The 22,406-nt window shown below is 34.3% G+C and carries 17 protein-coding genes, 1 tRNA gene and 8 pseudogenes; 11 read left to right on the top strand and 15 right to left on the bottom strand.

Features of this window, described 5'->3' with window-relative positions; genetic code table 11:
- The first annotated feature begins 333 nt into the window (after positions 1–333).
- A pseudogene (locus K3248_RS03680) lies at positions 334–1,224 on the top strand (tyrosine-type recombinase/integrase).
- A 121-nt stretch (positions 1,225–1,345) separates the two neighbouring features.
- Here the strand turns inward: K3248_RS03680 and K3248_RS03685 are convergent.
- From K3248_RS03685 to bgtA, 3 pseudogenes are all read right to left on the bottom strand, one after another.
- Positions 1,346–1,558 (bottom strand): annotated as a pseudogene (locus K3248_RS03685) (hypothetical protein).
- Positions 1,559–1,686: 128 nt separating this feature from the next.
- A pseudogene (locus K3248_RS03690) lies at positions 1,687–1,911 on the bottom strand (hypothetical protein).
- Positions 1,908–2,548: pseudogene (bgtA, locus tag K3248_RS08695) on the bottom strand (gene transfer agent endolysin BgtA). Before bgtA ends, K3248_RS03690 begins: the two co-directional pseudogenes overlap by 4 nt.
- Positions 2,549–2,690: 142 nt before the next feature.
- On the opposite strand from bgtA, the gene K3248_RS03705 reads away from it, so the two are divergent.
- The 4 genes and pseudogenes from K3248_RS03705 (at position 2,691) to K3248_RS03720 (ending at position 3,724) form a co-directional block, all read left to right on the top strand.
- Entirely contained in the window at positions 2,691–2,915 is a 225-nt protein-coding gene (locus K3248_RS03705; RefSeq protein WP_220716996.1) for an antitoxin MazE family protein, read from the top strand.
- Entirely contained in the window at positions 2,915–3,238 is a 324-nt protein-coding gene (locus K3248_RS03710; RefSeq protein ID WP_220717161.1) for a type II toxin-antitoxin system PemK/MazF family toxin, read from the top strand. The genes K3248_RS03705 and K3248_RS03710 overlap by 1 nt, the downstream gene beginning before the upstream one ends.
- Positions 3,235–3,417, top strand: a pseudogene (locus K3248_RS03715) (type II toxin-antitoxin system RelE/ParE family toxin); the annotation flags it as partial. The gene K3248_RS03710 and the pseudogene K3248_RS03715, both read left to right, overlap by 4 nt.
- Positions 3,404–3,724 (top strand): addiction module antidote protein, encoded by a 321-nt coding sequence (locus tag K3248_RS03720; protein ID WP_220716998.1) that lies wholly within the window; start codon positions 3,404–3,406, stop codon positions 3,722–3,724. The pseudogene K3248_RS03715 and the gene K3248_RS03720, both read left to right, overlap by 14 nt.
- An 83-nt stretch (positions 3,725–3,807) precedes the next feature.
- Here the strand turns inward: K3248_RS03720 and K3248_RS08700 are convergent.
- Positions 3,808–4,078: pseudogene (locus K3248_RS08700) on the bottom strand (late control protein); the annotation flags it as partial.
- A 331-nt stretch (positions 4,079–4,409) separates the two neighbouring features.
- On the opposite strand from K3248_RS08700, the gene K3248_RS03725 reads away from it, so the two are divergent.
- From K3248_RS03725 to K3248_RS08705, 3 genes and pseudogenes are all read left to right on the top strand, one after another.
- On the top strand, positions 4,410–4,727 hold the full coding sequence (locus K3248_RS03725) for a type II toxin-antitoxin system HicB family antitoxin (RefSeq protein WP_246588263.1): 318 nt from the start codon (positions 4,410–4,412) through the stop codon (positions 4,725–4,727).
- A gap of 331 nt (positions 4,728–5,058) precedes the next feature.
- A pseudogene (locus K3248_RS03730) lies at positions 5,059–5,486 on the top strand (YqaJ viral recombinase family protein); the annotation flags it as partial.
- A gap of 22 nt (positions 5,487–5,508) precedes the next feature.
- Positions 5,509–5,713 (top strand): annotated as a pseudogene (locus K3248_RS08705) (helix-turn-helix transcriptional regulator).
- Positions 5,714–5,797: 84 nt separating this feature from the next.
- On the opposite strand, the gene K3248_RS03735 reads toward K3248_RS08705, so the two are convergent.
- The 4 genes from K3248_RS03735 to K3248_RS03750 form a co-directional block, all read right to left on the bottom strand.
- A tRNA-Thr gene (locus K3248_RS03735) sits at positions 5,798–5,873 on the bottom strand.
- A gap of 148 nt (positions 5,874–6,021) precedes the next feature.
- Positions 6,022–7,374, bottom strand: coding sequence for an acetyl-CoA carboxylase biotin carboxylase subunit (gene accC / locus K3248_RS03740; RefSeq protein ID WP_220716999.1), 1,353 nt, complete (start codon positions 7,372–7,374; stop codon positions 6,022–6,024).
- Between the two features lie 14 nt (positions 7,375–7,388).
- Complete coding sequence (accB, locus tag K3248_RS03745; protein ID WP_220717001.1) at positions 7,389–7,883, bottom strand: acetyl-CoA carboxylase biotin carboxyl carrier protein; 495 nt, start codon at positions 7,881–7,883, stop codon at positions 7,389–7,391.
- A 254-nt stretch (positions 7,884–8,137) separates the two neighbouring features.
- Positions 8,138–8,986 carry a DsbA family protein gene (locus tag K3248_RS03750; RefSeq protein WP_220717002.1) on the bottom strand — a complete coding sequence of 283 codons (849 nt, stop codon included), beginning with the start codon at positions 8,984–8,986 and terminating at the stop codon, positions 8,138–8,140.
- A 291-nt stretch (positions 8,987–9,277) separates the two neighbouring features.
- Here K3248_RS03750 and glpD point away from each other — a divergent pair, with 291 nt between their 5' ends.
- From glpD to cobT, 3 genes are all read left to right on the top strand, one after another.
- Positions 9,278–10,795, top strand: coding sequence for a glycerol-3-phosphate dehydrogenase (gene glpD, locus K3248_RS03755; protein ID WP_220717003.1), 1,518 nt, complete (start codon positions 9,278–9,280; stop codon positions 10,793–10,795).
- A 319-nt stretch (positions 10,796–11,114) separates the two neighbouring features.
- Positions 11,115–12,095, top strand: a complete 981-nt coding sequence (dusA, locus tag K3248_RS03760) for a tRNA dihydrouridine(20/20a) synthase DusA (protein ID WP_220717004.1) — start codon at positions 11,115–11,117, stop codon at positions 12,093–12,095.
- A gap of 396 nt (positions 12,096–12,491) precedes the next feature.
- Positions 12,492–13,478: a nicotinate-nucleotide--dimethylbenzimidazole phosphoribosyltransferase gene (cobT, locus tag K3248_RS03765; RefSeq protein WP_220717005.1), complete on the top strand. Its 987-nt coding sequence runs from the start codon at positions 12,492–12,494 to the stop codon at positions 13,476–13,478.
- 42 nt (positions 13,479–13,520) lie between these two features.
- Here cobT and K3248_RS03770 read toward each other — a convergent pair whose 3' ends face one another.
- The 7 genes from K3248_RS03770 to topA all read right to left on the bottom strand — a co-directional run bounded on the left by K3248_RS03770 (position 13,521) and on the right by topA (position 22,170).
- Positions 13,521–14,012 (bottom strand): Lrp/AsnC family transcriptional regulator, encoded by a 492-nt coding sequence (locus tag K3248_RS03770; RefSeq protein ID WP_220717006.1) that lies wholly within the window; start codon positions 14,010–14,012, stop codon positions 13,521–13,523.
- A 23-nt stretch (positions 14,013–14,035) separates the two neighbouring features.
- Positions 14,036–14,671 (bottom strand): uracil-DNA glycosylase family protein, encoded by a 636-nt coding sequence (locus tag K3248_RS03775; protein ID WP_220717007.1) that lies wholly within the window; start codon positions 14,669–14,671, stop codon positions 14,036–14,038.
- A 45-nt stretch (positions 14,672–14,716) separates the two neighbouring features.
- Entirely contained in the window at positions 14,717–15,265 is a 549-nt protein-coding gene (locus K3248_RS03780; protein ID WP_220717008.1) for a thermonuclease family protein, read from the bottom strand.
- A 339-nt stretch (positions 15,266–15,604) separates the two neighbouring features.
- Positions 15,605–15,772, bottom strand: coding sequence for a 50S ribosomal protein L33 (rpmG, locus tag K3248_RS03785; protein WP_220717009.1), 168 nt, complete (start codon positions 15,770–15,772; stop codon positions 15,605–15,607).
- Positions 15,773–15,878: 106 nt separating this feature from the next.
- Complete coding sequence (locus tag K3248_RS03790; protein ID WP_220717012.1) at positions 15,879–17,051, bottom strand: MFS transporter; 1,173 nt, start codon at positions 17,049–17,051, stop codon at positions 15,879–15,881.
- Positions 17,052–17,322: 271 nt separating this feature from the next.
- Positions 17,323–19,605, bottom strand: coding sequence for a ribonuclease R (gene rnr, locus K3248_RS03795; protein WP_220717013.1), 2,283 nt, complete (start codon positions 19,603–19,605; stop codon positions 17,323–17,325).
- 3 nt (positions 19,606–19,608) lie between these two features.
- Positions 19,609–22,170 (bottom strand): type I DNA topoisomerase, encoded by a 2,562-nt coding sequence (gene topA, locus K3248_RS03800; protein WP_220717014.1) that lies wholly within the window; start codon positions 22,168–22,170, stop codon positions 19,609–19,611.
- Positions 22,171–22,406 lie beyond the last annotated feature (236 nt).

Here is a 22,406-nt window from a genome sequence, read left to right on the forward strand (position 1 = left end):
AGTATTTGATTTGTATTAATTAATACATATATTTTTAAATTTTATTTCCATATCTTTATTTACGAATTTCATACTTTTAAAAAGATATGAGAAAACAAAAATTTATTTGTAACCTTAAGTTAAGGTACGCTCCCAGAGAACAAGTTGAGGCTTAGCAACAAGATTCAAAGTATATAAATATGTGTAAAAGCGTATTGATGTGTATAGTTTTTTATGTTCCAATAAAAGAATTAAGAATTAAAGAAAAAATCTCAAATCAAAAATTTAAGATAACCTAAAAGATGATGGGTGATGCATGCAGAGGTGGACGAGAAGGTAAGTTAAGAGAGGGCTATTCATAGGTTATCAATAGCATTCGTAAAGGCATCTCCTCAAGGGAAATATTGTGATGGGCCAAGACTATGATTGAATGTTTGAAAAGACAATACAGGTTCTTGGTTTTCTTCACTAGGATTGTACGTTATTCCGTAGACAGGTAGCCTATTTATAAAAAATTTAACGGTCAATATCATTCGCAATGTTCTGGCACTCTTTGGTATGAAAAATATATACAGCGTGAAAAGCACTTAATCATATTAACATTCTCTTAAAATATACTGCGGCTCTTGTTTGGATATTGATCTACAGGCTTCTATAAAAGCACATGCCCTTTTAGGGAAGCCTCGTGCTACATCAACAAATATTCTAGCTATGCCATGGCAAGAAGTTCCGGCTTTCTATCAGAATTTAGATGATAAGATTCTTTCAAATTTACTATTAAAGCTCTTGATTTTGACCGGAGTACGGTCATATCTATTGCGATATTTACGTCTTGAGCAAGTAAATAAGGATATATGGATAATACCGAAAGAAAATATAAAAGGTATTGTGGTAAAAGTTTCAAATTTTCGTGTGCCATTAAGTCATAAAGCTTTGAAAGTGATTGAAAAATCTCTCTCCTTTGAAAAAAATATTTTTTTATTTGCAGGGAGTTTTGGAAAGCCTATATCTGACGTAATACTTTTTTAACTCATGAAAAAAAAGAATTATAGACCTCATGGCTGTAGATCTAGCCTTCGTGACAGGATAACGGAAACAACGTCAATACCCTTTGAAATTGCCGAAACTGTTTTTGCCCATTCAGTTGGGAGTCCAGTGACAAAAGCTTATATGCGAACAGATTTTTTAGAACAACGCCATGCTCTCTTGGAAAAGTGGGCTGCATTTATAGCAGAAGCGACTTGAATGGAATAAATGTTTTGTAAACCACTGTTTCATATGTGCAAAGACATTATTGATTGCTTCCATGAGATGTGTAAAATTGAGGATTTATTGGTTAAAGAATTTTGCACGTCTTGGAATATATTTAGAGTCGAAAATTTAGTTTTTGTGTAAAAATACTTTCTAATGCATCTAGGATATGTGAAAAGTCAAGTGCTCATAAGAGTATAATGAGTACAATTCATTTGGTATAACGTGATATCACTTTTACACTTTTATAACTCATAATGATTTCCTGAAGGACTTCTTTTTCTGCTTCTGTAAGTTCTATATCATCTTTTATTTTTCTTCTAGCCATGTTTCCAGCCACACAAACGTTCATCTAGGGTGTTATGTTTTAAGATATCTTTTGCTAAGCTTGAACTGATGACGTTAACATCTCTTTTGTTTAAATAAATGGGTAACCAACCAACACAAGAAACATACTTATTTGCTCCGTAGCCAACGAGAGAGAGCAGCGCGTACATCAGCATCTCTTTTTTGATTAATTTCATTTTCCACCTCCAGACGTTTTGTTGCTGCCTTCAGCGTTTTTTCTGTTTGCTTTTGCTGTTCTGCTTTTTTGCCAAGAGTGAAAGCTTTGGCTAAAACCATAAAAAAGCGGTTAGAGCCGCACTTGTTAGAAGAAGATTTTTTCACCCATAAGATCATAGGCAGTGCTCCTGAAAGCATTTAGCGACAAAGAACATAGCGACACCTGCTGCTAAAACCATGATGGTAGCAAGAGCCCATTGCACTGGACCATTGCCTGCCAGTAAGCCTCCAAGACCTGAGAAAGAATCAATAATAGGGGCAAGGGCTTCAGCCTTAAAGCGTCCTGTTGCTTCTTTGGTTTCCACGGTTTGGTAGTTCGAGGAAACATAAGAGCCTTTTGACCACAATCCTGCTTCAGCCACACGCCAGTGTACAAGACCTTACAAACGCTTACCACCTGCTTTAGTCCATTTTTGTAATTCGGCTGATACCGCTTCATAATCACTATATTGAGGTAGAGTTGTAAAAAGCTGTTGTTCCTACTCATAGCAAAAGGATACTAATGCTGCAAATTGCCGAGAATTCAAAGAGACAATAACAGCTCGTGCAAAAGTATTTTCAAATTGTCTTAACAAAGAAATTTTTTATCTTGTTTTTCAGTGATTGTCATGCCCTTGTGTACAAAAGGTTTTCCAGCAGCACTGGTATGTCCATAATCAATTGTCCATACACCGGTGGCATCTTTATAGTCGTTTAAACGCAAGCCTTCCCATTGTTTGATGAGAGCAAGCCCTTCTTGTGATATTTTTCGCATAAAATTCTCCATAAAAAAAGCCCCACACAAGGTGAGGCTGAGTAAATGTTAAAAATTGTGATTATTGCGTTTTATTAAAAATCTCGTTTCATGTAACTTTTTTCTGTGTTATACGTTACATGAAACAAGAGGAGATTTTGTTATGGGTACAATGCACGTTAATGAACGGGTTCAGAAACACCGTAATGCACAAAGAAAAGCAGGTCTGCGTTTAATGCAAATTTGGGTTCCAGATACACGCCAGCCGAGTTTTGCAGAAGAGTGCCGCCGTCAAACCCGCTTAGTGGCAAAAGTGGATAAAGCCAATGCATCTATACAGTTATTTATGGATCAATCTTTAATGGATATTGATGGATGGATAGAATAATGCGTGGTTCTCTGGTAACAATAATAATACAAGGTGATTTTGGTAAACCAAGACCCGCGTTGATCATTCAAGCTAATCAATTTAATGAACATACAAGCGTGACGGTTTTACCAATTACAAGTACACTTGTTGATGCGCCATTACTGCGTATTACTGTCCAACCAGACAGCAAAAATGGTTTACAAAAGCCCTCTCAAATAATGATTGATAAGATTATGACAGTAAAATGTGAAACAGTTAGCCCAGCTTTTGGTTTCATTCATACAGATAAAATGGTAGAAATTAAACGGTGTTTAGCTGTATTTTTGGGAATAGTAAAATAAAATTTTTCTATAGAATTGGAGAATTTAAAATACATCATGATCTTGGTTATAGAATCTATTTTGTCAAACAAGGTAAACAAATCATTTTATTATTAAATGCGGGTAATAAATCTACCCAACAAAGGGATATTGAAAAAGCTCTTCAATTGGTAAAGGAAATAAAACATGGAAATTACTAAATTTGACACAAGTGAATATTTCAAGACACCTGAGACACAAAGGATTCTTTTAGAAGATGCTCTTGAAAGCAAAGATAGTAAGTATCTTGCCCATGCTCTTGGCATCATAGCGAAAAACCAAGGAATGAGTAAAATCGCTCAAAATACAGGGCTATCAAGAGAGTCTCTTTATCGTTCTTTAAGCGATAAAGGTGATCCACGCCTTTCTACTTTTCTTAGTGTTTTAAGTGCATTAGATTTGCAAATGAGTTTAATACCTAGGAAAAATAATTGTAAGAAAGGGACAGCTTTAGAAGAAGTATCTTGACCTTCTCCTCACCTTTAAAGATAGAGAAGGGAGGTACTTAAACAACCTTTTTAATAAGAGCTCTAAATCTGATTTATAACCTCTCATGTATCTTCCTCATCCACATGGATGACGCCGTATTCTTCGCATATGAAGAATCGGGAAAGCGTTTTGGTCAAGGGTATCGTCTTTGTCTTCTATGGTGTTTGCGAGGTTTTTTGTAGCATTTTTTGGGGCTTTATTAAAAATTTCTCAGTCTATTTTTGTGGTATATCCACCCGTTTTATCAAGCTTATGTTTGACGTTTTTGATACGCCATTCTGCTGGAGTATAGCGGCGGAAAGGGGTTTCTTGAATAAGCTTTGCTTCTGCCTCACATTGTATTTAAACATTTTAGATGTTATGTTATATTTACGGCCAGTTAAGAATTAAAAAGATATATTAAAAAACGTGGTTGCAGTTTTTTATCTCAGGAAAAGGCGGCTATTTGTGGTTCTAAAAAATCCATTTGACCTATGTATGGTACGCGAAATTAGGAACAGGATTAGTGCAGAAAATTCTTAAAGATCTTGGCTTAAGTAAGTTTGCATGTGGAAATGTAAATGAAATATGCACTTAAATTTATCAAGGATGATAATGATACTCTTCTTGTCGTTTCCAAAGTTTTCAGGAATTTATTAGCTATGGTAATGATGAAAAAGAAGCTTTGGAGCACGCTAAAAATGCGCTTTTAGCATTTATTATGGGGCGTTTCCAAGGTCGAGAAATTATCCCTTTTGGAGCTCGTGATCCTACTTATCCTTTTGTTAAAGTATCTTCTTTGGTCACTTTAAGAATTGCAATACATAACGCTATGGTTGAAAAGAATTTACGCAAAGCAGATCTTACGCGTCTTTTAAAACTCAATCCAATACAAATTGACCGATTGTTGGATTTAAATCACGCAACAAACTTAGACTCTTTAGAATCCACTCTTATTACTCTTGGAAAAGGGATTACCATTAGTATCCAAGATGCCGCTTAAAACTTATTTACTTATAAATTACTAAGCAATTATTATAGGAGAGAAGAGAAATGACAGGTCCAGAAATATTGGATGTTGTATATATGGTATCAATGGTAGTTATATCTACCATAATTGTAGTGCTTTGTTTGCCTTCTGCCTTTTAAGTTTCATTGATAGTTTTTGTGAATCATATAGAATGACACGTTTTTGAAAAAATCTAGGTAGTCTATTTATCTTAAATTTAACCGTATAAAGCATTTTATAGTTGCTTAATCAAAAAATTATATAATCGCTTTTTACGGTGCTTTTCTATCGATTTAAACGTATATCTCATCACAAAACAATCAGCTATGATACAGATGTTATAAGGTGCGGATTTATCCAACATCCCACAATGAAAATGGCCGGCGCAAGTCCTGATAGGCTAATTAGTGAAGATAGTTTAGTGGAGGTTAAATGTCCGCAATCAATCATCTACGCTTTTTTATGAATAGTGAGATAAAACCTGAATATCACGCACAAATGCAATTCCAAATGGCGTGCACTGGACGCAAGTGGTATCATTTCATTAGCTTTGATCCGCATTTTGTAGGCAGATTATCTCACTTGCATATGAAAATTAAACGCGTTAACCATGATGAAGAACAAATTAAACAGATCAATCAAGCAGTGGAGATATTCTCGGAGGAAATAGAGCAAGATATGAAACAGATCTTGCACAAGCTGCTTGATGTTATGGGGAGCTCCTCTTCCCAGTACCTTCGCCCATTTATTTAACATAAAAAAGAAAGATAATGAGATAATATTTAATGATGCCGATAGATATGTAACAACCCGTGAATGCGCAGAGCTTTTTAGCGTATCGACAACAACGATTCGCAATTGGGTTTTTCAAGGTGTCTTTCCAAAACCATATAAGCTAGGGAGAGCAGTGAGATGGAGAAAAAAAAGAGATCTTAGTCTTTATTCCAAAGAAAAATAAGGAACAAGTAACAACAAATTAGGTAAAATTGTATAAACCGTGGAAGGTGGACTAAAAACAAAATTAAAGAAAAAACTATATATTTTAATATGTCGAAGACAAAAAATGGTGCCCCCAGAGAGACTCGAACTCCCGACCCCCTGATTACAAATCAGGTGCTCTACCAACTGAGCTATAAGGGCATGACCATGAAGGAAGTAGCATAAACTTATAAAAAGGAAAATAGAAAATTATCAATTTTGATATATATTTTTTAAAATCCTATTATAAATAATAAAATGATTAATTATTTTTTATTTATGGACTTCACTAATTTTATCGGATTATGAATTAGGAGAGGTCCGATTGATGAGAAAGATATTTTTCTAGCCAATGAATATTGTAATTACCATCTGCAATATCTTGATTATTAATGAGATCTCGAAAGAGAGGTAATGTGGTCTTTATTCCATCAACCACAAATTCATCTAAAGCACGTCGTAAACGCATCATACATTCTAAACGTGTTCGGCCATGAACAATAAGTTTTCCAATCATGCTATCATAATATGGTGGAATGCGGTAACCTGAATAAGCACCTGAATCAACACGAATTCCTAGTCCTCCAGGTGTATGAAAATGTGTAATAGTTCCAGGTGATGGTGTAAAGTTGAGAGGATCTTCCGCATTAATACGACATTCAATAGCATGGCCAGAAAAGCATATATCTTCTTGCGAAAATGAAAGTTTGCTACCAGACGCTATATGAATTTGTTCATGGACTAAATCTATACCTGTAATCGCTTCAGTTATAGGATGTTCCACTTGTAAACGCGTATTCATTTCAATGAAGTAGAAAGCGCCATTTTCATAAAGAAATTCAATTGTACCGGCTCCACGATATGCAAGGCTGGCACAAGCATTCGCAACAATATCACCAATTTTTTTTCGTTCAGTTTCATTAAGAGCAGGTGAAGTTGCTTCTTCCCATATTTTTTGATGGCGACGTTGAAGTGAACAATCACGTTCACCTAAATGGATTGCATTTCCCATCCCATCACCGATAATTTGAATTTCTATATGACGTGGTTTTTCTAAATATTTTTCAATATAAACTGAATCATCACCAAAAGCTGCTCCTGCTTCTGAACGAGTTGTTTGAAGAGCAAGAGAAAACTCTTGTTCAGAATATACCACTTTCATACCGCGCCCACCACCACCGGCTGCTGCTTTAATAATAACAGGATAACCAATTTCATTGGCAATACGTAGCGCTTCTGCTTCTTCACTAACAGCTCCACTTGAACCAGGTACTACAGGAATTCCAAGTTTTTGAGCGGTTTTCTTTGCTTCGATTTTGTCACCCATCATTCGAATATGTGTCGCTGATGGACCTATAAATGTAATATTATGTGCTTCTAGAACATCTGCAAATTTTGCATTCTCAGAAAGAAAACCATAGCCAGGATGAACAGCATCAGCTCCTGTAATCTCACATGCGGCAATAATTTGTTGAATACTTAAATAAGAATCACGTGCTGGAGGAGGGCCAATACAAACACTTTCATCGGCAAGACGAACATGCATTGCATCAGCATCAGCGGTTGAGTGGACAGCTACAGTTTTTATTCCAAGCTCTTTGCAGGCACGCAAAACGCGAAGAGCAATTTCTCCTCGATTAGCAATGAGAACTTTTCGAATCATAGTTTCTCCTAGCTTTATTCAACAACAATAAGTGGTTCACCAAACTCTACGGGTTGGCCATCTTTAACAAAAACAGTAGTGACTATTCCAGAACGTGGTGAAGGAATTTGATTCATTGTTTTCATTGCTTCAATAATAAGTAATGTTTCTCCTTCAGAAACATTTTGTCCTATCTCTACGAAAGGTTGTGCGCCTGGCGAAGGCGCAAGATAGGCTGTTCCAACCATAGGAGATGTTATCGCATTTTTTGATTTATCTTCTTGTATTGGAGATTGTTCTGCTTTTTGAGATGAAAGAGAAGTCATAGGAATAGAAGGGGGGGAAATGGGGGCATAAATTGTCTGCTCGGGAGTAACTGCGTTATTTTGTCTTGAGACACAAATACGAAGACCACCTTGTTCAACTTCAATATTTGTTAAATTTGTATCATTTAAAATTTCAGCAAGATCACGAATAACTTTTGTATTAATTGCGGTATGTTTTGCCGCATCTATTTTTTTTGTTGCCATTTTATTTATAACTCCTTGATCAATGAAGTTCGTCATTATTTAATTGTTATGACTAAATATCTCTAGACTAGGGATGGTTTTTTTTAGAGGCTTCTCTTAAAAGTTCTTAATTTTTTTAAATGATACTTTGTAATTTGAATCAGTATGCGATCTATGGAGCTCTACTTATAAGCCGGTTACAACAAAAGAGAAAGCATAAAATGATCTTGTTTACGGTACTCTTTTATAAAATTAACGAGATAAAGAAGAAATGTTCATTGTATTTTTTCAATAGCTTCTTTTAGAATGTCCTGATTCAATGCTCCTCTAAATACTTTATTACCAATGATATAAGAAGGGGTTCCCATAATATTAAGCTGAGAAGCAATTTGAATATTTTCTTTAAAGATGTTTTGGATGTCGGGATCTTTCATTGCATTTCGGAGTTTTTTTTCATCTGCTCCTAATGAAATTGCTATTTTAATGGCTTTAGCTTCATTTGCACGGTTTTGATTCGTTAAAAGTGCTTTATGAAACTGAGGATATTTTTTAGGAAATTGTTTTCGAAATGCATAGGCAACAGTGTGTGCAGCTACAGAATCATGTCCCAAAATGGGTAAATCCTTAATGATTACCCGCAGATCTGCGTTCTCTTTTATCAAATTTTCTATATATGGATAAGATATTTTACAATATCCACAATTATAATCAAAGAAATCAACTAGCACTCTTTTACCATTTGGATTACCTAAAACAGCATCATAGGGTGATTGGAAAATTTCTTTTTTTAATGAATGGATAACAGAAGCTTGTTGTTCGTTTTGTTTTTCCAGCTTTTCTTGGAGTATAAACTGCATTTCAATCAGAATTTCTGGATTCGTAAGTAAATAATCTCGTACAATTTTTTGAATATTATGTGTATCAATATGTGGTGTAATTTTGTCTTTAAGTTTAGATAAAAAAGTAGGATCTTCAAGAAGTTGTATTTTAATCTCGTCTGAGCTTAAAGAATTTAATGGTTTTTCATTTGCTAAAGAAGGAGAACAGATTAGAATATTCAGTATAACTGTTGTTAAAAATTTTATAATAAACGCCGTTTTTGCGTATTGAAGCCTGTAGGTCATCTGTATACCTTCATTTTTAAATTATGATATTGCTTAAACTATATAAAGATATCAATTTTGTGTAATAAAGTATCTAAATATAATATAAATTTGGTAAATATAAATAAAATATCTGTTTTTTCCTTTTCTAGATGAACATTTTATGTAGCTCATATTGAGGGATGATACTAGATTTTTGTGATTTAAAAATTTATTAAATGCTATTTTACTTATAGGAATATTAAACTCTTATCCATATTTTCTATGGAAAAAAATATATTAATCATCAAATAAAGAGCACTCATATTCAATATGAAAAGCGAAATGATAAAAACTACAACGCATTATGATCTGTTTATTATTGGAGGAGGAATAAACGGATGTGGATTAGCAAGAGATGCAGCTGGACGCGGATTTAGAGTGGGATTAGCTGAAATGAATGATCTGGCATCAGGAACATCCAGTGCCTCAACAAAGCTTATCCATGGTGGTCTTCGTTATCTTGAACACTATGAGTTTAGACTCGTTCGCGAGGCGCTAAAAGAGCGAGAAATTATTTGGCGTATGGCTCCACATATTGTACGTCCTTTACGTTTTATCCTTCCTTATCATAAAGAGTTACGCCCTGCTTGGATATTACGTTTAGGACTTTTTATCTATGATTATTTAGGAAGCTGGAATCAGAAATTGTGGCGCAGTAAAACAGTGAATTTTTCAAAAAAATTTTGCTCCATACTTAAGGAAGAATATCATAAGGGATTTGAATATTCTGATGCAAGAGTAGATGATGCCCGTTTGGTTATTGCTAATGCCCGTGACGCAGAAAATCGAGGCGCTGATATAAAAGTACGTACAGAAGTTCTCTCTTTAAAGAGAGAACATAAAAAGTGGCTTATGATGCTTCGAGATAAATTAAGTAAAAAAGAATATTGTGTCACAGCTTCTTACGTTGCAAATATGACGGGTCCTTGGATTAATCATATTTTAGTCGATGTACTAGATTGTAAAAAGCATCCGCCAGTACGGCTTGTTAGAGGCTCTCATATTTTAGTTCCTAAGCTTTATGATCATGATCGTGCTTACATTTTTCAAAACAAAGATAAGCGTATTATATTTTCTATCCCATATCAAGAAGAGTTTACATTACTTGGAACAACAGACTGTGATTATCAAGGAGATCCTGCTGATGTTCATATTACAAGTACAGAGATTGACTATCTCTGTACAGCAGCAAGTGAATATTTCATAAAACCTGTATTGCGTGAAAACATTGTCTGGAGTTACTCTGGTGTGCGTCCTCTCTATGATGATGGAGCTTCAAAAGCACAGGAAATTACGCGAAATTATGTTTTGAAAGAAATGGGAGCAGAAAGTGCACCAAGACTTCTTAATCTTTATGGAGGAAAAATTACGACTTATCGCAAATTGGCTGAAGATGCGATGAAATTCGTTGAAAAAGCGCTTGGTGTAAAAGGAGAGGAGTGGACAGCCAATTCGATACTTCCGGGGGGAGATTTTCCATATAATAATTTAGATATCATTGAAAATGAAATTGCTTTTTTTCTTCCAGATTTAGACTCTTTTACACAGCGCAGATTAGCAAGATCTTATGGCTCAGAAGCATTGATGATATTTGAGAATGGTAAAGCAGATAAAGGACAAAATTTTGGACATGGACTTTATGAAGTAGAAGTAAAATGGTTAATGGAAAAGGAATGGGCTCAAACATATGAAGATGTTTTATGGCGTCGTTCAAAACTTGGGCTTTTATTTAATAAACAAGAAAGTGATCTTCTTGCCGCTTATATGAAAAATCAAAAAAAAGATTAAGCAAAATGAATCATAACTCACGCTTATAAAGAGCTTAAAATATAGAAAATACTTTTAAAAGAGAGTTTGTATGACTGAGAAACTATTCGAATATTTTTTGAAATTACAAATTTTAAAATCCTTATAAAATCAATTACATAATCCTATAGCATAACTTATTGGATGAGAGGTGTTCTATTTTAGATTTCTTCTTTATTTACTTTGAATAAAGTTTTGATTAATTAAGAAAAATTGGTAAAAATCTTATGCAAAAAAATAAATAGAAAATTGATGCGTGTAATAACAAAGTTCTAAATGAAGATGTGAAAGTAATACTTTTATGATATCTTATTGCCTTCCAGCACCAGTGAAATTTGCTGTGGCACCAATGTTAGGTTGGACAGATCGGCATTGTAGATTTTTTTATCGTCTTTTTACAAAAAAGGCACTCCTTTATACTGAAATGATTGTAGCCGATGCTGTCATTTATGGTATGCGTAAACAGTTGTTAACTTTTGATTCTAAAGAACATCCAATTGCATTGCAATTAGGAGGATCTGATCCACAAAAGTTGGTTGAAGCCGCGCGCATTGCAGAAGATTATGGTTATAATGAAATAAATCTCAATGTTGGTTGTCCATCAAATCGTGTTCAGGCAGGTGCTTTTGGTGCTTGTTTAATGTTACATCCTGATATTGTAGCAAATGCAGTAGAAGCGATGAAAAAAGTGGTTAAGATACCTGTAACTGTTAAATGTCGGATTGGTGTAGATAAACAAGATGAAGAAACCGCTTTGGATGTTTTGGCAAATCAAGTTTGGAATGCAGGATGTGATGCACTTTGGGTACATGCACGCAAAGCATGGTTACAAGGATTAAGTCCCAAAAAGAATCGCGATATTCCTCCACTTAATTATGAACGAGTTTATAAGTTAAAGCGTAAGTACTCTAATAAATTCATTGCTATAAATGGTGGAATTAAATCAATTTATGAAATAAAAAAACACTTAAATTTATGTGATGCGACTATGATTGGTCGCCAAATTTATCATGATCCAACGTTATTAAAATATATTGATTTCGAAATATATGGTGAACCACAGAATGATCTAAGTGAGAGTGATCTTATCGAAGCCATGTGTGATTATGCTGCTCAGCATATTGCATTAGGAGGAAAGCTTTCTCATGTGACACGCCATATGATTGGTTTATTTCATGGACGAGATGGAGTGCGGCAGTGGCGAAAAATATTATCAAATGATGCAACAAAAACTGATGCTGGCATACATGTTTTAAAAAAAGCTTTTTCTGCTCTCACTTAACTATGTTTTTGTAATTGGTATATGTTATAGCTCAGATGTTCTAAAATTTTACTTTTTATGAAAATTGAGGAAAAATTTAAATTTTTAATTTCATCAGATCATCACTTTATATCTTAAAAAAAGTATTAGTAACATAGTTACAGCATGTATCAATACTTTTTACAAGATAAAGTAAGATAAAATATCTATATAAAAAGAAGATAACATATTGATAATATATGTTTATTCATAAATTTTGAAAAACAATCAATTAGCAAAAAATAACCTGCACAAATCATTTGGGTTATGTTATTTTACAGGCTTTATATTTTTCTTAAAAAAAACCAATAAATTATTCATATCCTCTGTATATAATAAGATTCTCATTACATATTGTAAATTTTAAAAGGTGTCTCTATGCCCATCAGCCCATTTGATGATTTTCGTGCTTTACTTAAAAATTTACCTGTTGCTGATGAATTTTCTATAATTTTGGCAAAAAAACGGCAAAAAAGTCTAACAAAAGCACAAGGAGCACTAGGAAAGTTAGGAGATATTGCTGTTTGGTATGCGGGGTGGAGAGGGACAGAAAAACCTCTTATAACACGACCTTTGGTCGCCATTTTTTCTGGAAATCATGGTATTACGGAAGAAAATGTTACACCATTCCCGCAATCAATGACACAAAAAATGGTAGAAAACTTTTCATCTGGTGGTGCTGCTATCAATCAGATTTGCATAGCGTATGATCTTGGGTTAAAAATATTCGATTTGGCATTGGAATATCCCACAATGAATATTACTAAAGATGCAGCAATGGATGAACGTAGTGCAGCTGCTACTATGGCATTTGGAATGGAATCCATCGCTGGAGGGACAGATCTTTTGTGTATAGGCGAAATGGGAATTGGAAATACCACAATAGCTTCAGCATTATGCTTAGCCTTGTTTGGAGGAGATGTTGAGGAATGGACTGGGAGTGGTATGGGATCTGAAGGGGAATTTTATCAACGTAAAATAGCAGCAATTAAAAAAGCGATTGCTTTACATAAAAATCACTTTAATGATCCTTTAGAAATAATGCGTCGCTTAGGAGGACGTGAAATTGCTGCCATGGTTGGAGCTATTTTAGCTGCAAGAATGGAAAAAGTGCCAGTTATTTTAGATGGTTTTGTGGCAACAGCAGCAGCAGCAGTCCTTTATAAAATGAATCCAACGGCTCTTGATCATACTCTTGTTGGGCATGTTTCTTCTGAGTTGGTACACCATAAACTTTTAGAAAAAATTGGTAAAAAACCGCTTTTAAATTTGGAAATGCGTCTTGGAGAAGGAACAGGAGCAGCCATAGCAGCTGGAATTGTCAAGGCTGCTATTTTAACACATGCACAAATGGCTATATTATAAAAAAATTATTTATTCAAAAAACGATTATCTCATAAAAGAGTTTTAAGAATTTTGTTCATTCGTTTTTTCATGTAGTTTTATATAATTAAGTGGAAGTTCCGTTGTATATTTAATCTGTTCCATTGCGAAAGAAGACGAGACATCACGAATATCAATTTGGGCAATTAATTTTTTGTAAAAAAGATCATAAGCTTCAATATCAGGAACTACAACACGTAATAAATAATCAATATCCCCACTCATACGATAAAATTCTATAACTTCGCGAAATTCTTGTACAATTTTTGAAAAGCGTTTAAACCACTCATGGCTATGTGTATTTGTTCGAATAGAAACAAAAACAGTAACGTGCGCATTCACTTTCTCTGGAGAAAGAACAGCAACACGACGCTGAATAACACCATCTTCTTCAAGCTTTTGAATTCTGCGCCAACAGGGTGTTGTAGAGAGTCCTACTCTTTTGGCTATATCAGCAACGGAGAGTGTTGCATTTTCTTGTAAAAGATACAAAATTTTTCGATCAAGCCGATCCATACTTTTCTTTCTCAATATTCATTTTATAAAAGTTTACGTATTAAATTGCGAAGGTAGACAATAAGTTCATCATTAAACCATGGATTCTTCTGTAACCAAAAAGTATTTCTCCATGACGGATGAGGCAAAGGCATAACATTATAGCCTCGAGGTTGACGTATGGAAAGAATGTTTTTCCAATCATAAACAGTAGCGGATACGGTTTTATGTTGTAGCTCTGTAATATGCCATTTTTGAGCATAACTTCCAATAGCAAGAACAAGTTTTATTTGAGGCATAGCTTGGAATACTTTTTCATGCCATATTTTTTGACATTCCCGTCTTGGTGGTAAATCAGATTTATTGGAATCATAACCTGGAAAACAAAACCCCATTGGAACAATAGCAAACAGGGATCTGTTATAAAACTCATCTTTTGTTACATTTAGCCAATGACGCAATTTTTCACCAGAACGGTCATTAAAAGGGATAGAACTTTCATGGACACGCAATCCTGGTGCTTGGCCTGCAATTGCAATTGAGGCCGTATCAGATAAATAAACTACAGGATTTGGTTCATGGGGAAGAGGAGGAAGATAATGAGGGTCCTGCCTACAAATACGACAAGAATAAATTTCCTTTTCAAGTTTGGCAATTTGATTATAATGTTCTTGCTTCATCGAAAAATAAAAATTAGAAAACTTTTTCTGAAAAAAATATTTCCTCTATTCTGTTCGAGGATGTCTTTTTCGCCATTTTTTTGGTTTTTGGAAACTTGATTGCCATATTCCTTCTTTTTTCTTTCTAGCCTCTTGTTCTTCTTTGGGATAATCATAGTAACTTAAAGCCCAGCCATCACGTACAAGCGTTGCATTAATATTGCTAATTTGTTTTGTGTTACATGTTGCAAGGATACGACGATATTTATCTTTTTTATGCCAATGACATGTAACAGGTTGATTGGCTATGAGATGCTCTAAATATTTTTTCGCCTCAAGTCCACACGGATAGCGCGCTTCCTTATTACCACAAAATTGTTGAAGCTCAGGAGCGTCAATCCCTATAAGCCGAATCATAATGGAAGAAATCATGATCGAATCACCATCAATGACGACTGCATTTCCTTTGATAGATGATTTAGAAACAAAAGCAGTCCCTTTAGGGGCTGTCTGTATTTGTTTAAAATACACTGTCATAATAAGAAGAAAGCTAATAATGCTAAAACTAATAATTTTTAAGCTCAAGTTGCTTAGATGAAAATATTTTTTTTTCATGGCATAAAAATTATTATCACCAACATGCTTAATTTAATACAAGCATTTATAATTTGCAGGATATAATTTCACTCTTTTGCTCTTAATAAGTATTGAATGAATTAATCTCATTATATTTTATAAACTGGCATATTCGGTTTATATGCACAATTGCATGGTTATCATATTATAATAGATTTTATAATTAAAATCTAAATAAGCGCTCAAAAAACAAACCAACTCACTTTTATATTATCCACACGCTTTACTTTTTATAAAAAAACATTTTTCAGGTAATTCGAAAGGAAAAAATACCTTTCGCTTCTTTTGCAAAAGATACAAGTTAAACTCTCTAACCTATTATTTTATTTTTGTTTCTTTAAATTCAACGTGTTTTCTTACAACTGGATCATACTTACGTTTACTCATTTTGTCTGTAGTTGTACGGCTGTTTTTCTTTGTAACATAGAAAAAACCAGTATCTGCCGTTGATAAAAGCTTAATTTTGATGGTTGCTGCCTTAGCCATAATTGAGGTATCCTATTTATTTTGAATAATGATATTATCTTCTTATCAAAAGCTATTTTAAATCTAATCAGACTTTGCGGCAACACTACGGATGTTCAAAAAAAAGTCAAGGGCTGTTTCGTTTTCTTATAAGCTGAACAAATACTAAAATACTATATAAACCCAAAAAACAAGATATTGCTACTGAAAAACCAAAAGGTTTAAATAGATCCATAGATTGTCCGATAATGGTTGGACCAATAAGCATACCAATCCCATAGCAAAAGATAAAAGCAGAATTTGCAATAGCAAGTTCATGTCCTTGAAGGCGTGCACCTAGATGTGCAAGACCAATTGTATAAAGACCAGCAGATACACCACCAAGAAGAAAAAGATCAGACATTAAAATCCATGGATATTGAATGACCCATGGTATCATAAAAGTTCCAATAAAACCTAAGAGAGCACAGCTTATAAGAAGATAGCGCCTGTCTTTTGCATAATCACTTATAATACTTATAGGAATTAAAAGAAAAACATTGCCAAGTGCGAGGGTTGCCATAAAATGTGCAGCCTCTTTTTCGCTATATCCAATGGATAAACTAAAAGGTGTTATAAGAGTTAAGGCTCCCATTTGAATAGCACCGTAAACAAATACTGCCATCATTGCACTTGGAACGTGCAAAATATAAGGAAAAAATGGTGTAGGCTGATTTTCTTTAAATTCTGGACTTAATTTCCAAGCTGCAATAATTGGTATAGCAGCAAGTAAAATAAGGATACAGCCTGTGGCAAAAGGTAAAAATCCTTGAGTACCTACTTTTGCAAGAAGGGTTGGTCCTATAGCAAACCCTAATCCTAATACAATTGCATAAATAGAAAGTACCAAACCACGTTTTTTAGGGGGAGCATAACTGTTAATCCAAAACTCTGAAAGAATAAACATAACTGTCATAGTGAAATGTAATATAAACCTTAAAATAAACCAAACCCCTATGTGTTCAAAAAAATAAAATCCTAAAAAACTCAAATATCCTATAGCCATCATCAATAATATTGTTTTAGCAATACCTAAATACATGGCGATTCGAGCAGTAAAAACTGCGGCAATAATTGTGGCAATTCCACCAACTGTTCCACTGTAACCGATGGCACTATTTGAAATTCCCTTTTTAGCCATTAAAAGTGAAACAAGTTGCGTTCCCATTCCCAATGCTGCTCCAACGGTGCCAATGGTTGTAATAGCGGCAATAATTGCACGCAAAGAATTATTGGGAGAAGGTAAAGTTTTTTTTATCATAGGAATTAATTATTTCTGTTATTCATCTAATTATGAAAAGTAAATTTGGAATGAAAAAAGGCAAGTTTATCCGTTTTATTTTTTACTATGCTTATTTATTGAGACAGATGAAATATATAACCTTATATGCGAAAGAAATATGTTAAAATAATATAACAATGATATATTATAGATCATTTGTTGGTATAAATTTACTACTTTTTTGTTTTTATCCTCAAAATTTCATTTAAGGAGAGGATAGTACAATAATTTATTTATATTAAAATTTTTATTATTTTATGTATTTTTTCTTTTTATAAAGAGTGCGCTTTCGTTTTTTCTCGATAAACTTCCTTTTATGATAAGAGGTAGATGAAAAAGCTATTGGACGAGGCTCAGTTAAAAGTTCAAAACATAAAGCTCCAGCAAAAGGTTGTACTGTTATGAGTTTTACTTCTACGCTATCCGTTAATTGATACCCTTTATGATTTTGCTGTCCTATTAGAGTATGTTGTGCTTCATCAAAATGATAATAATCATTTTTAAGTGTAGAAATATGTACAAAACCATCTGTATTGAGTTTATCAAGTGAGACAAAAAGACCTGCTTTTGTAACTCCAGAAATGCGACCTTTAAAAGTATAACCAATTTTATTGGCTAAATAGTGTGCGACAAGCCGATCAACAGTTTCTCTTTCAGCTATCATTGCACGCCGTTCATATAAAGAAATTTTTGTAGCAATTTCTGCAAGATCGTGTTCTTGTTTATCTGTTAATTTATCCTTTCCTAATTTTAGGGCTTTAATGAGTGCACGATGAACAATAAGATCAGCATAACGACGGATTGGTGATGTAAAATGTGTATAGTTATGCAAATTTAAACCAAAGTGACCAATATTTTGAGGGTTATATTCTGCTTGAGATTGTGAACGCAGAATAACTTGATTAACTAATTCTTGTTGTTGAGTATTTGCGACTTTTGCTAGAATATTGTTAAGGCGTGCTGATGTTAATTCAGCACCGCGTGAAAGTGACAGCCCTAAACTTTGCAGAAAAGTCCGTAATACTTCCTGTTTTGCAAGAGAGGGAGTATCATGAACACGATAGAGGAGGGGTTGATGATGCTTTTTTAATGTTTCAGAAGCTGCAATATTTGCTTGTATCATCAACTCTTCAATCAAACGATGTGCTTCTAGATGTGGTTCATTCACAACATTTTTGATACATCCATTTTTATCAAGGATAATCTTTTTTTCTGCTATTTCTAATTCCAGTGGCTGTCTAAGATTCCGCGCAATTTTAAGGCTCTTATATGCTTTCCATAATGGTTGCACAATATTTTCAAAAAAGGGCTCTATTTTTTTATTAATTTGTCCTTCAATTGCTGATTGGATTTCTTGATAAGAAAACTTTGCTACCACACGCACCATAACTCGATGAAAACTATGGTTTCGTTTATTACCATTTGCATCAAAAACCATACGAACTGCTAAAGCAGGTCGATCTTTTCCTTCGCATAAAGAACATAAATTATTAGAAATGCGTTCCGGCAACATCGGCACAACAGTATCAGGAAAATACACAGAATTTCCCCGTTTTAATGCTTCTTTATCTAAAGCACTTCCTACTTTTATATAGTAAGAAACATCTGCAATTGCGACGATAACGATCCACCCACCAAGATTTTCAGGATTTTCATCCTTTGTTGCATAAACTGCATCATCATGGTCTTTTGCATCTGGTGGATCGATTGTAACAAGAGGTAATTGCCGCCAATCTTCGCGATCATCTATGCTAGCAGGTTTTATATGTTTTACTTGCTCCAGAACATCTTCAGGAAAAATATAGGGAATTCCTTTTGAAAGAAGAGCAATCATTGACAATGATTTTTCATTATTAATATGTCCTAAAACATTTTTTATCTGTGCACTTTTAAATCCATAACCAGTATGTTTTTTAATTTCAACTTCAACAAGATCACCAGATTTTATCTTCATTTCTGATAATGTTTCAAGAGTTAGTTCATTTATTTTACGATCTATGGGCTCAAGTCTCCATTGACCATTTTCTAATTTTTGTACAATACCAAATATACTTTTAGGGGGAAGGTCAATCTTGCGAATAATTCGTCCTGTATAAGGAAAAACTTTAGACGTTTTATTGCGAAAAATTTTTACAAGAATATGGTCTCCAACACCGATATTTATCCCTTTTGTGCGGTAAAAATGGTTTATTATAATATTGGGTTTTGAATCATTTTTCCATTCAAGAGGTTGTGCAATTAATCCACCATCTTTATCGCGCTCATTAATTTTTACTAAAACAATCGGCGGTAACTTTTCTTTGCTTATCGCCTTTTTACGCTTTGTAGATATAAGATTTTCATCCTTTAATTCACGTAATATATTTTTTAACCAAATACGAGAATTGCTTTTTAAATTAAAAGCTCTGGCGATTTCACGTTTGCTTGATAAGTCAGGATTCTCATTAATAAAGGCAAGAATTTCCTTCTTATTGGGTAGCTTTTCCATATCCAATGACTGTAAATATTTTGTTTTTTTTTCATTTTTTGCCAAAATTCATGTCTCTTTTTTTGAGGAAGAAGTTATTTTTGAGGTTTTCTTTTTACCGGATATTTTAGCCGATATAAGTTCTAAGGCTTCTGAAAGTACTACATGCATTGGATCTTTATCTTTCGGCAATGTTGCATTAATTTTACCCCAATTAACATATGGGCCATAACGTCCATTACGTACAGTCACAGCTCCTCCCTCTGGATGATCACCTAATGTTGCCAATGCCGCTGGTGTTGCTCTTCCTCGTTTTTTGTTATTTTCTTGTTTTTCAGCAAGTACTGTAACAGCACGATTAATACCGATATCAAAAACGTCATCTATATGGGGAAGAGGTGCAGATTTTCCATCATGACTAAGATAGGGACCATATCTCCCAATTGTAGCCGTAATTATTTTTCCTGTTTCAGGATGAAGGCCAATTTCACGAGGTAAAGATATTAAAGTTAAAGCCTTCTCAAGAGTCATATCTTTTGTTGCCCATTCTTTTGGTAGCCCTACACGTTTTGCTCCTTTATTTTCACCAACTTGAATATAAGGTCCAAAACGACCGTTGCGAAGAGAAACTTCTTTTTCTGTTTGAGGATCAATACCAAGTATAATGGGATCATCATTTCGTATATTTTCATTTTCTTCTCCCATTTCTGTACCAAGTTGGCGTGTGTATTTACATTCAGGATAATTAGAACAGCCAACAAATGCTCCATAACGGCCTAATTTTAATGATAACTGGCCGTTACTACAAAGAGGACAGGAACGAACATCACTTCCGTCGTCACGGGCAGGAAAGGCAAGAGGTGCTAGTGCAACATTTAAAACGTCCAATACATTAGATATACGAAGTTCTTGGATATTGTTAATAGATGCGTTAAATCCATCCCAAAAGTCGCGCAACACATCTTTCCAAAAAAGTTTTCCATCTGATATAAGGTCTAATTTTTCTTCAAGGTTTGCTGTAAAATCATATTCAACATAGCGATTAAAAAAATTTCCAAGAAAAGCTGTAACAATACGTCCTTTTGCGTCAGGAATAAGCTTTTTTTTGTCAATTACAATATATCCACGATCACAAAGCGTAGCTAATGTTGATGCATAAGTTGAAGGACGACCTATTCCTAATTCTTCCAGTTTTTTAATTAAAGAAGCTTCAGAATAACGGGAAGGGGGCTCTGTGCTGTGTTGTACAGATTCAACTTTTTCTTTTGTAAGGACTTCATTCGTATTTATTTCCGGTAAACGTAAAGTTTCATTTTCTTCATTATTTTCATCTTCTCGTTGATCTGTATATACAGAAATAAAACCATCAAAGCGCATAACAGAACCTGTAGCGCGTAAATTTGCGTGGTTTTCTCCTTGTTGTGCTTCAATTTCAACAGTTGTACGTTCAATTTCAGCTGAACGCATTTGGCTGGCAATTGCGCGCTTCCATATAAGCTCATATAGCTTTGCTTGATCACTATCGAGAAAATTGCGAACGTGATTCGGAATTCGTTGAAAATCTGTTGGACGGATAGCTTCATGTGCTTCCTGTGCGTTTTTTGCTTTTGTAGAATAAAAACGTGGTTTTTCAGGAATATACTCCTTACCAAAAGATTCATGAATAACTTTTCGTGCAGAATCAATGGCTTCTGGTGCTATTTGAACACCATCGGTACGCATATAAGTAATAAGCCCTGCCATTTCACCATTAATTTCAATACCTTCATAAAGTTTTTGTGCAACTTGCATAGTCCGAGAAGCAGAAAAACCAAGTTTTGAAGAAGCTGCTTGCTGTAAAGTGGATGTTGTAAATGGAGGAAAAGGATTTCTCTTTGCGGGTTTTGCTTCAACACTGAGTGTACGGTATTTTGCTTTCTCTAACATAAAGCGAATCTGATCTGCTTGCTCTTGAGATTGAATATCAAGTCTTCCAATCTTTTTTTGATTAAACATTGTTAATCTAGCCTGGAAACTATCATCTCGTATGGTTTTTAAGTGTGTTGTAATGGACCAATAATCCTCTTTAATAAAGTGTTCTATTTCTGATTCACGGTCACAAATAATACGCAAAGCAACGGATTGGACGCGACCAGCTGAGCGTGCACCAGGAAGTTTTCGCCATAAAACAGGGGAAAGTGTAAAACCAACGAGATAATCAAGAGCACGACGTGCCAGGTAGGCATCGACAAGTGATATATCAATATCACGTGGATTATTCATCGCATCAAGCACAGATTTTTTCGTAATAGCATTGAATACAACTCGTTTAACAGGTTTATCCTTTAAAACTTTTTTTTGACGAAGAACATCTAGAATATGCCACGAAATAGCTTCTCCTTCACGATCAGGGTCAGTTGCTAAGATAAGGCTATCAGCTTCTTTAACTGCTTTTGCTATTTCATTTAAGCGTTTCGCAGCGGCAGAATCTATATCCCATTTCATAGAAAAATCTTGATCAGGTAAGACAGAACCATCTTTTGCAGGCAAATCACGGACATGTCCGAATGAAGCCACTACTTTATATTGAGATCCAAGATATTTATTAATTGTTTTTGCTTTTGCTGGAGATTCAACGATAACGATATTCATAATTTTACCCGAATGTTGAAATAAAAATTTTTTTATAAACGCCTTTCACAGGAATAGCTAATGGCAATTGATTAAGAGCACATAAAAAAATTGATATTATACAACTTGTGATTGTTATTATTAAAACATACCCTATATGAAATTACACGTTTTATTTTCCACGGTTAATACAAGAGTGTACGGCGGAGTACTAAGGTAACGTCTATTGAGAGGTGGGGAGAATACTCAAGGATAGA

This window comes from Bartonella raoultii (assembly GCF_019659805.1).
GTDB lineage: Bacteria > Pseudomonadota > Alphaproteobacteria > Rhizobiales > Rhizobiaceae > Bartonella > Bartonella raoultii.

Bases quoted from the DNA above. Each gene is read 5' to 3' on its own strand.
- K3248_RS03775 (WP_220717007.1), bottom strand. From the start codon at position 14,671: ATGAAGCAAGAACATTATAATCAAATTGCCAAACTTGAAAAGGAAATT.
- topA (WP_220717014.1), bottom strand. From the start codon at position 22,170: ATGAATATCGTTATCGTTGAATCTCCAGCAAAAGCAAAAACAATTAAT.
- K3248_RS03705 (WP_220716996.1), top strand. From the start codon at position 2,691: ATGGGTACAATGCACGTTAATGAACGGGTTCAGAAACACCGTAATGCA.
- glpD (WP_220717003.1), top strand. From the start codon at position 9,278: ATGAAAAGCGAAATGATAAAAACTACAACGCATTATGATCTGTTTATT.
- accC (WP_220716999.1), bottom strand. From the start codon at position 7,374: ATGATTCGAAAAGTTCTCATTGCTAATCGAGGAGAAATTGCTCTTCGC.
- K3248_RS03790 (WP_220717012.1), bottom strand. From the start codon at position 17,051: ATGATAAAAAAAACTTTACCTTCTCCCAATAATTCTTTGCGTGCAATT.
- K3248_RS03720 (WP_220716998.1), top strand. From the start codon at position 3,404: ATGGAAATTACTAAATTTGACACAAGTGAATATTTCAAGACACCTGAG.
- K3248_RS03710 (WP_220717161.1), top strand. From the start codon at position 2,915: ATGCGTGGTTCTCTGGTAACAATAATAATACAAGGTGATTTTGGTAAA.
- accB (WP_220717001.1), bottom strand. From the start codon at position 7,883: ATGGCAACAAAAAAAATAGATGCGGCAAAACATACCGCAATTAATACA.
- cobT (WP_220717005.1), top strand. From the start codon at position 12,492: ATGCCCATCAGCCCATTTGATGATTTTCGTGCTTTACTTAAAAATTTA.
- rpmG (WP_220717009.1), bottom strand. From the start codon at position 15,772: ATGGCTAAGGCAGCAACCATCAAAATTAAGCTTTTATCAACGGCAGAT.
- K3248_RS03770 (WP_220717006.1), bottom strand. From the start codon at position 14,012: ATGGATCGGCTTGATCGAAAAATTTTGTATCTTTTACAAGAAAATGCA.
- K3248_RS03780 (WP_220717008.1), bottom strand. From the start codon at position 15,265: ATGAAAAAAAAATATTTTCATCTAAGCAACTTGAGCTTAAAAATTATT.
- K3248_RS03750 (WP_220717002.1), bottom strand. From the start codon at position 8,986: ATGACCTACAGGCTTCAATACGCAAAAACGGCGTTTATTATAAAATTT.
- dusA (WP_220717004.1), top strand. From the start codon at position 11,115: ATGATATCTTATTGCCTTCCAGCACCAGTGAAATTTGCTGTGGCACCA.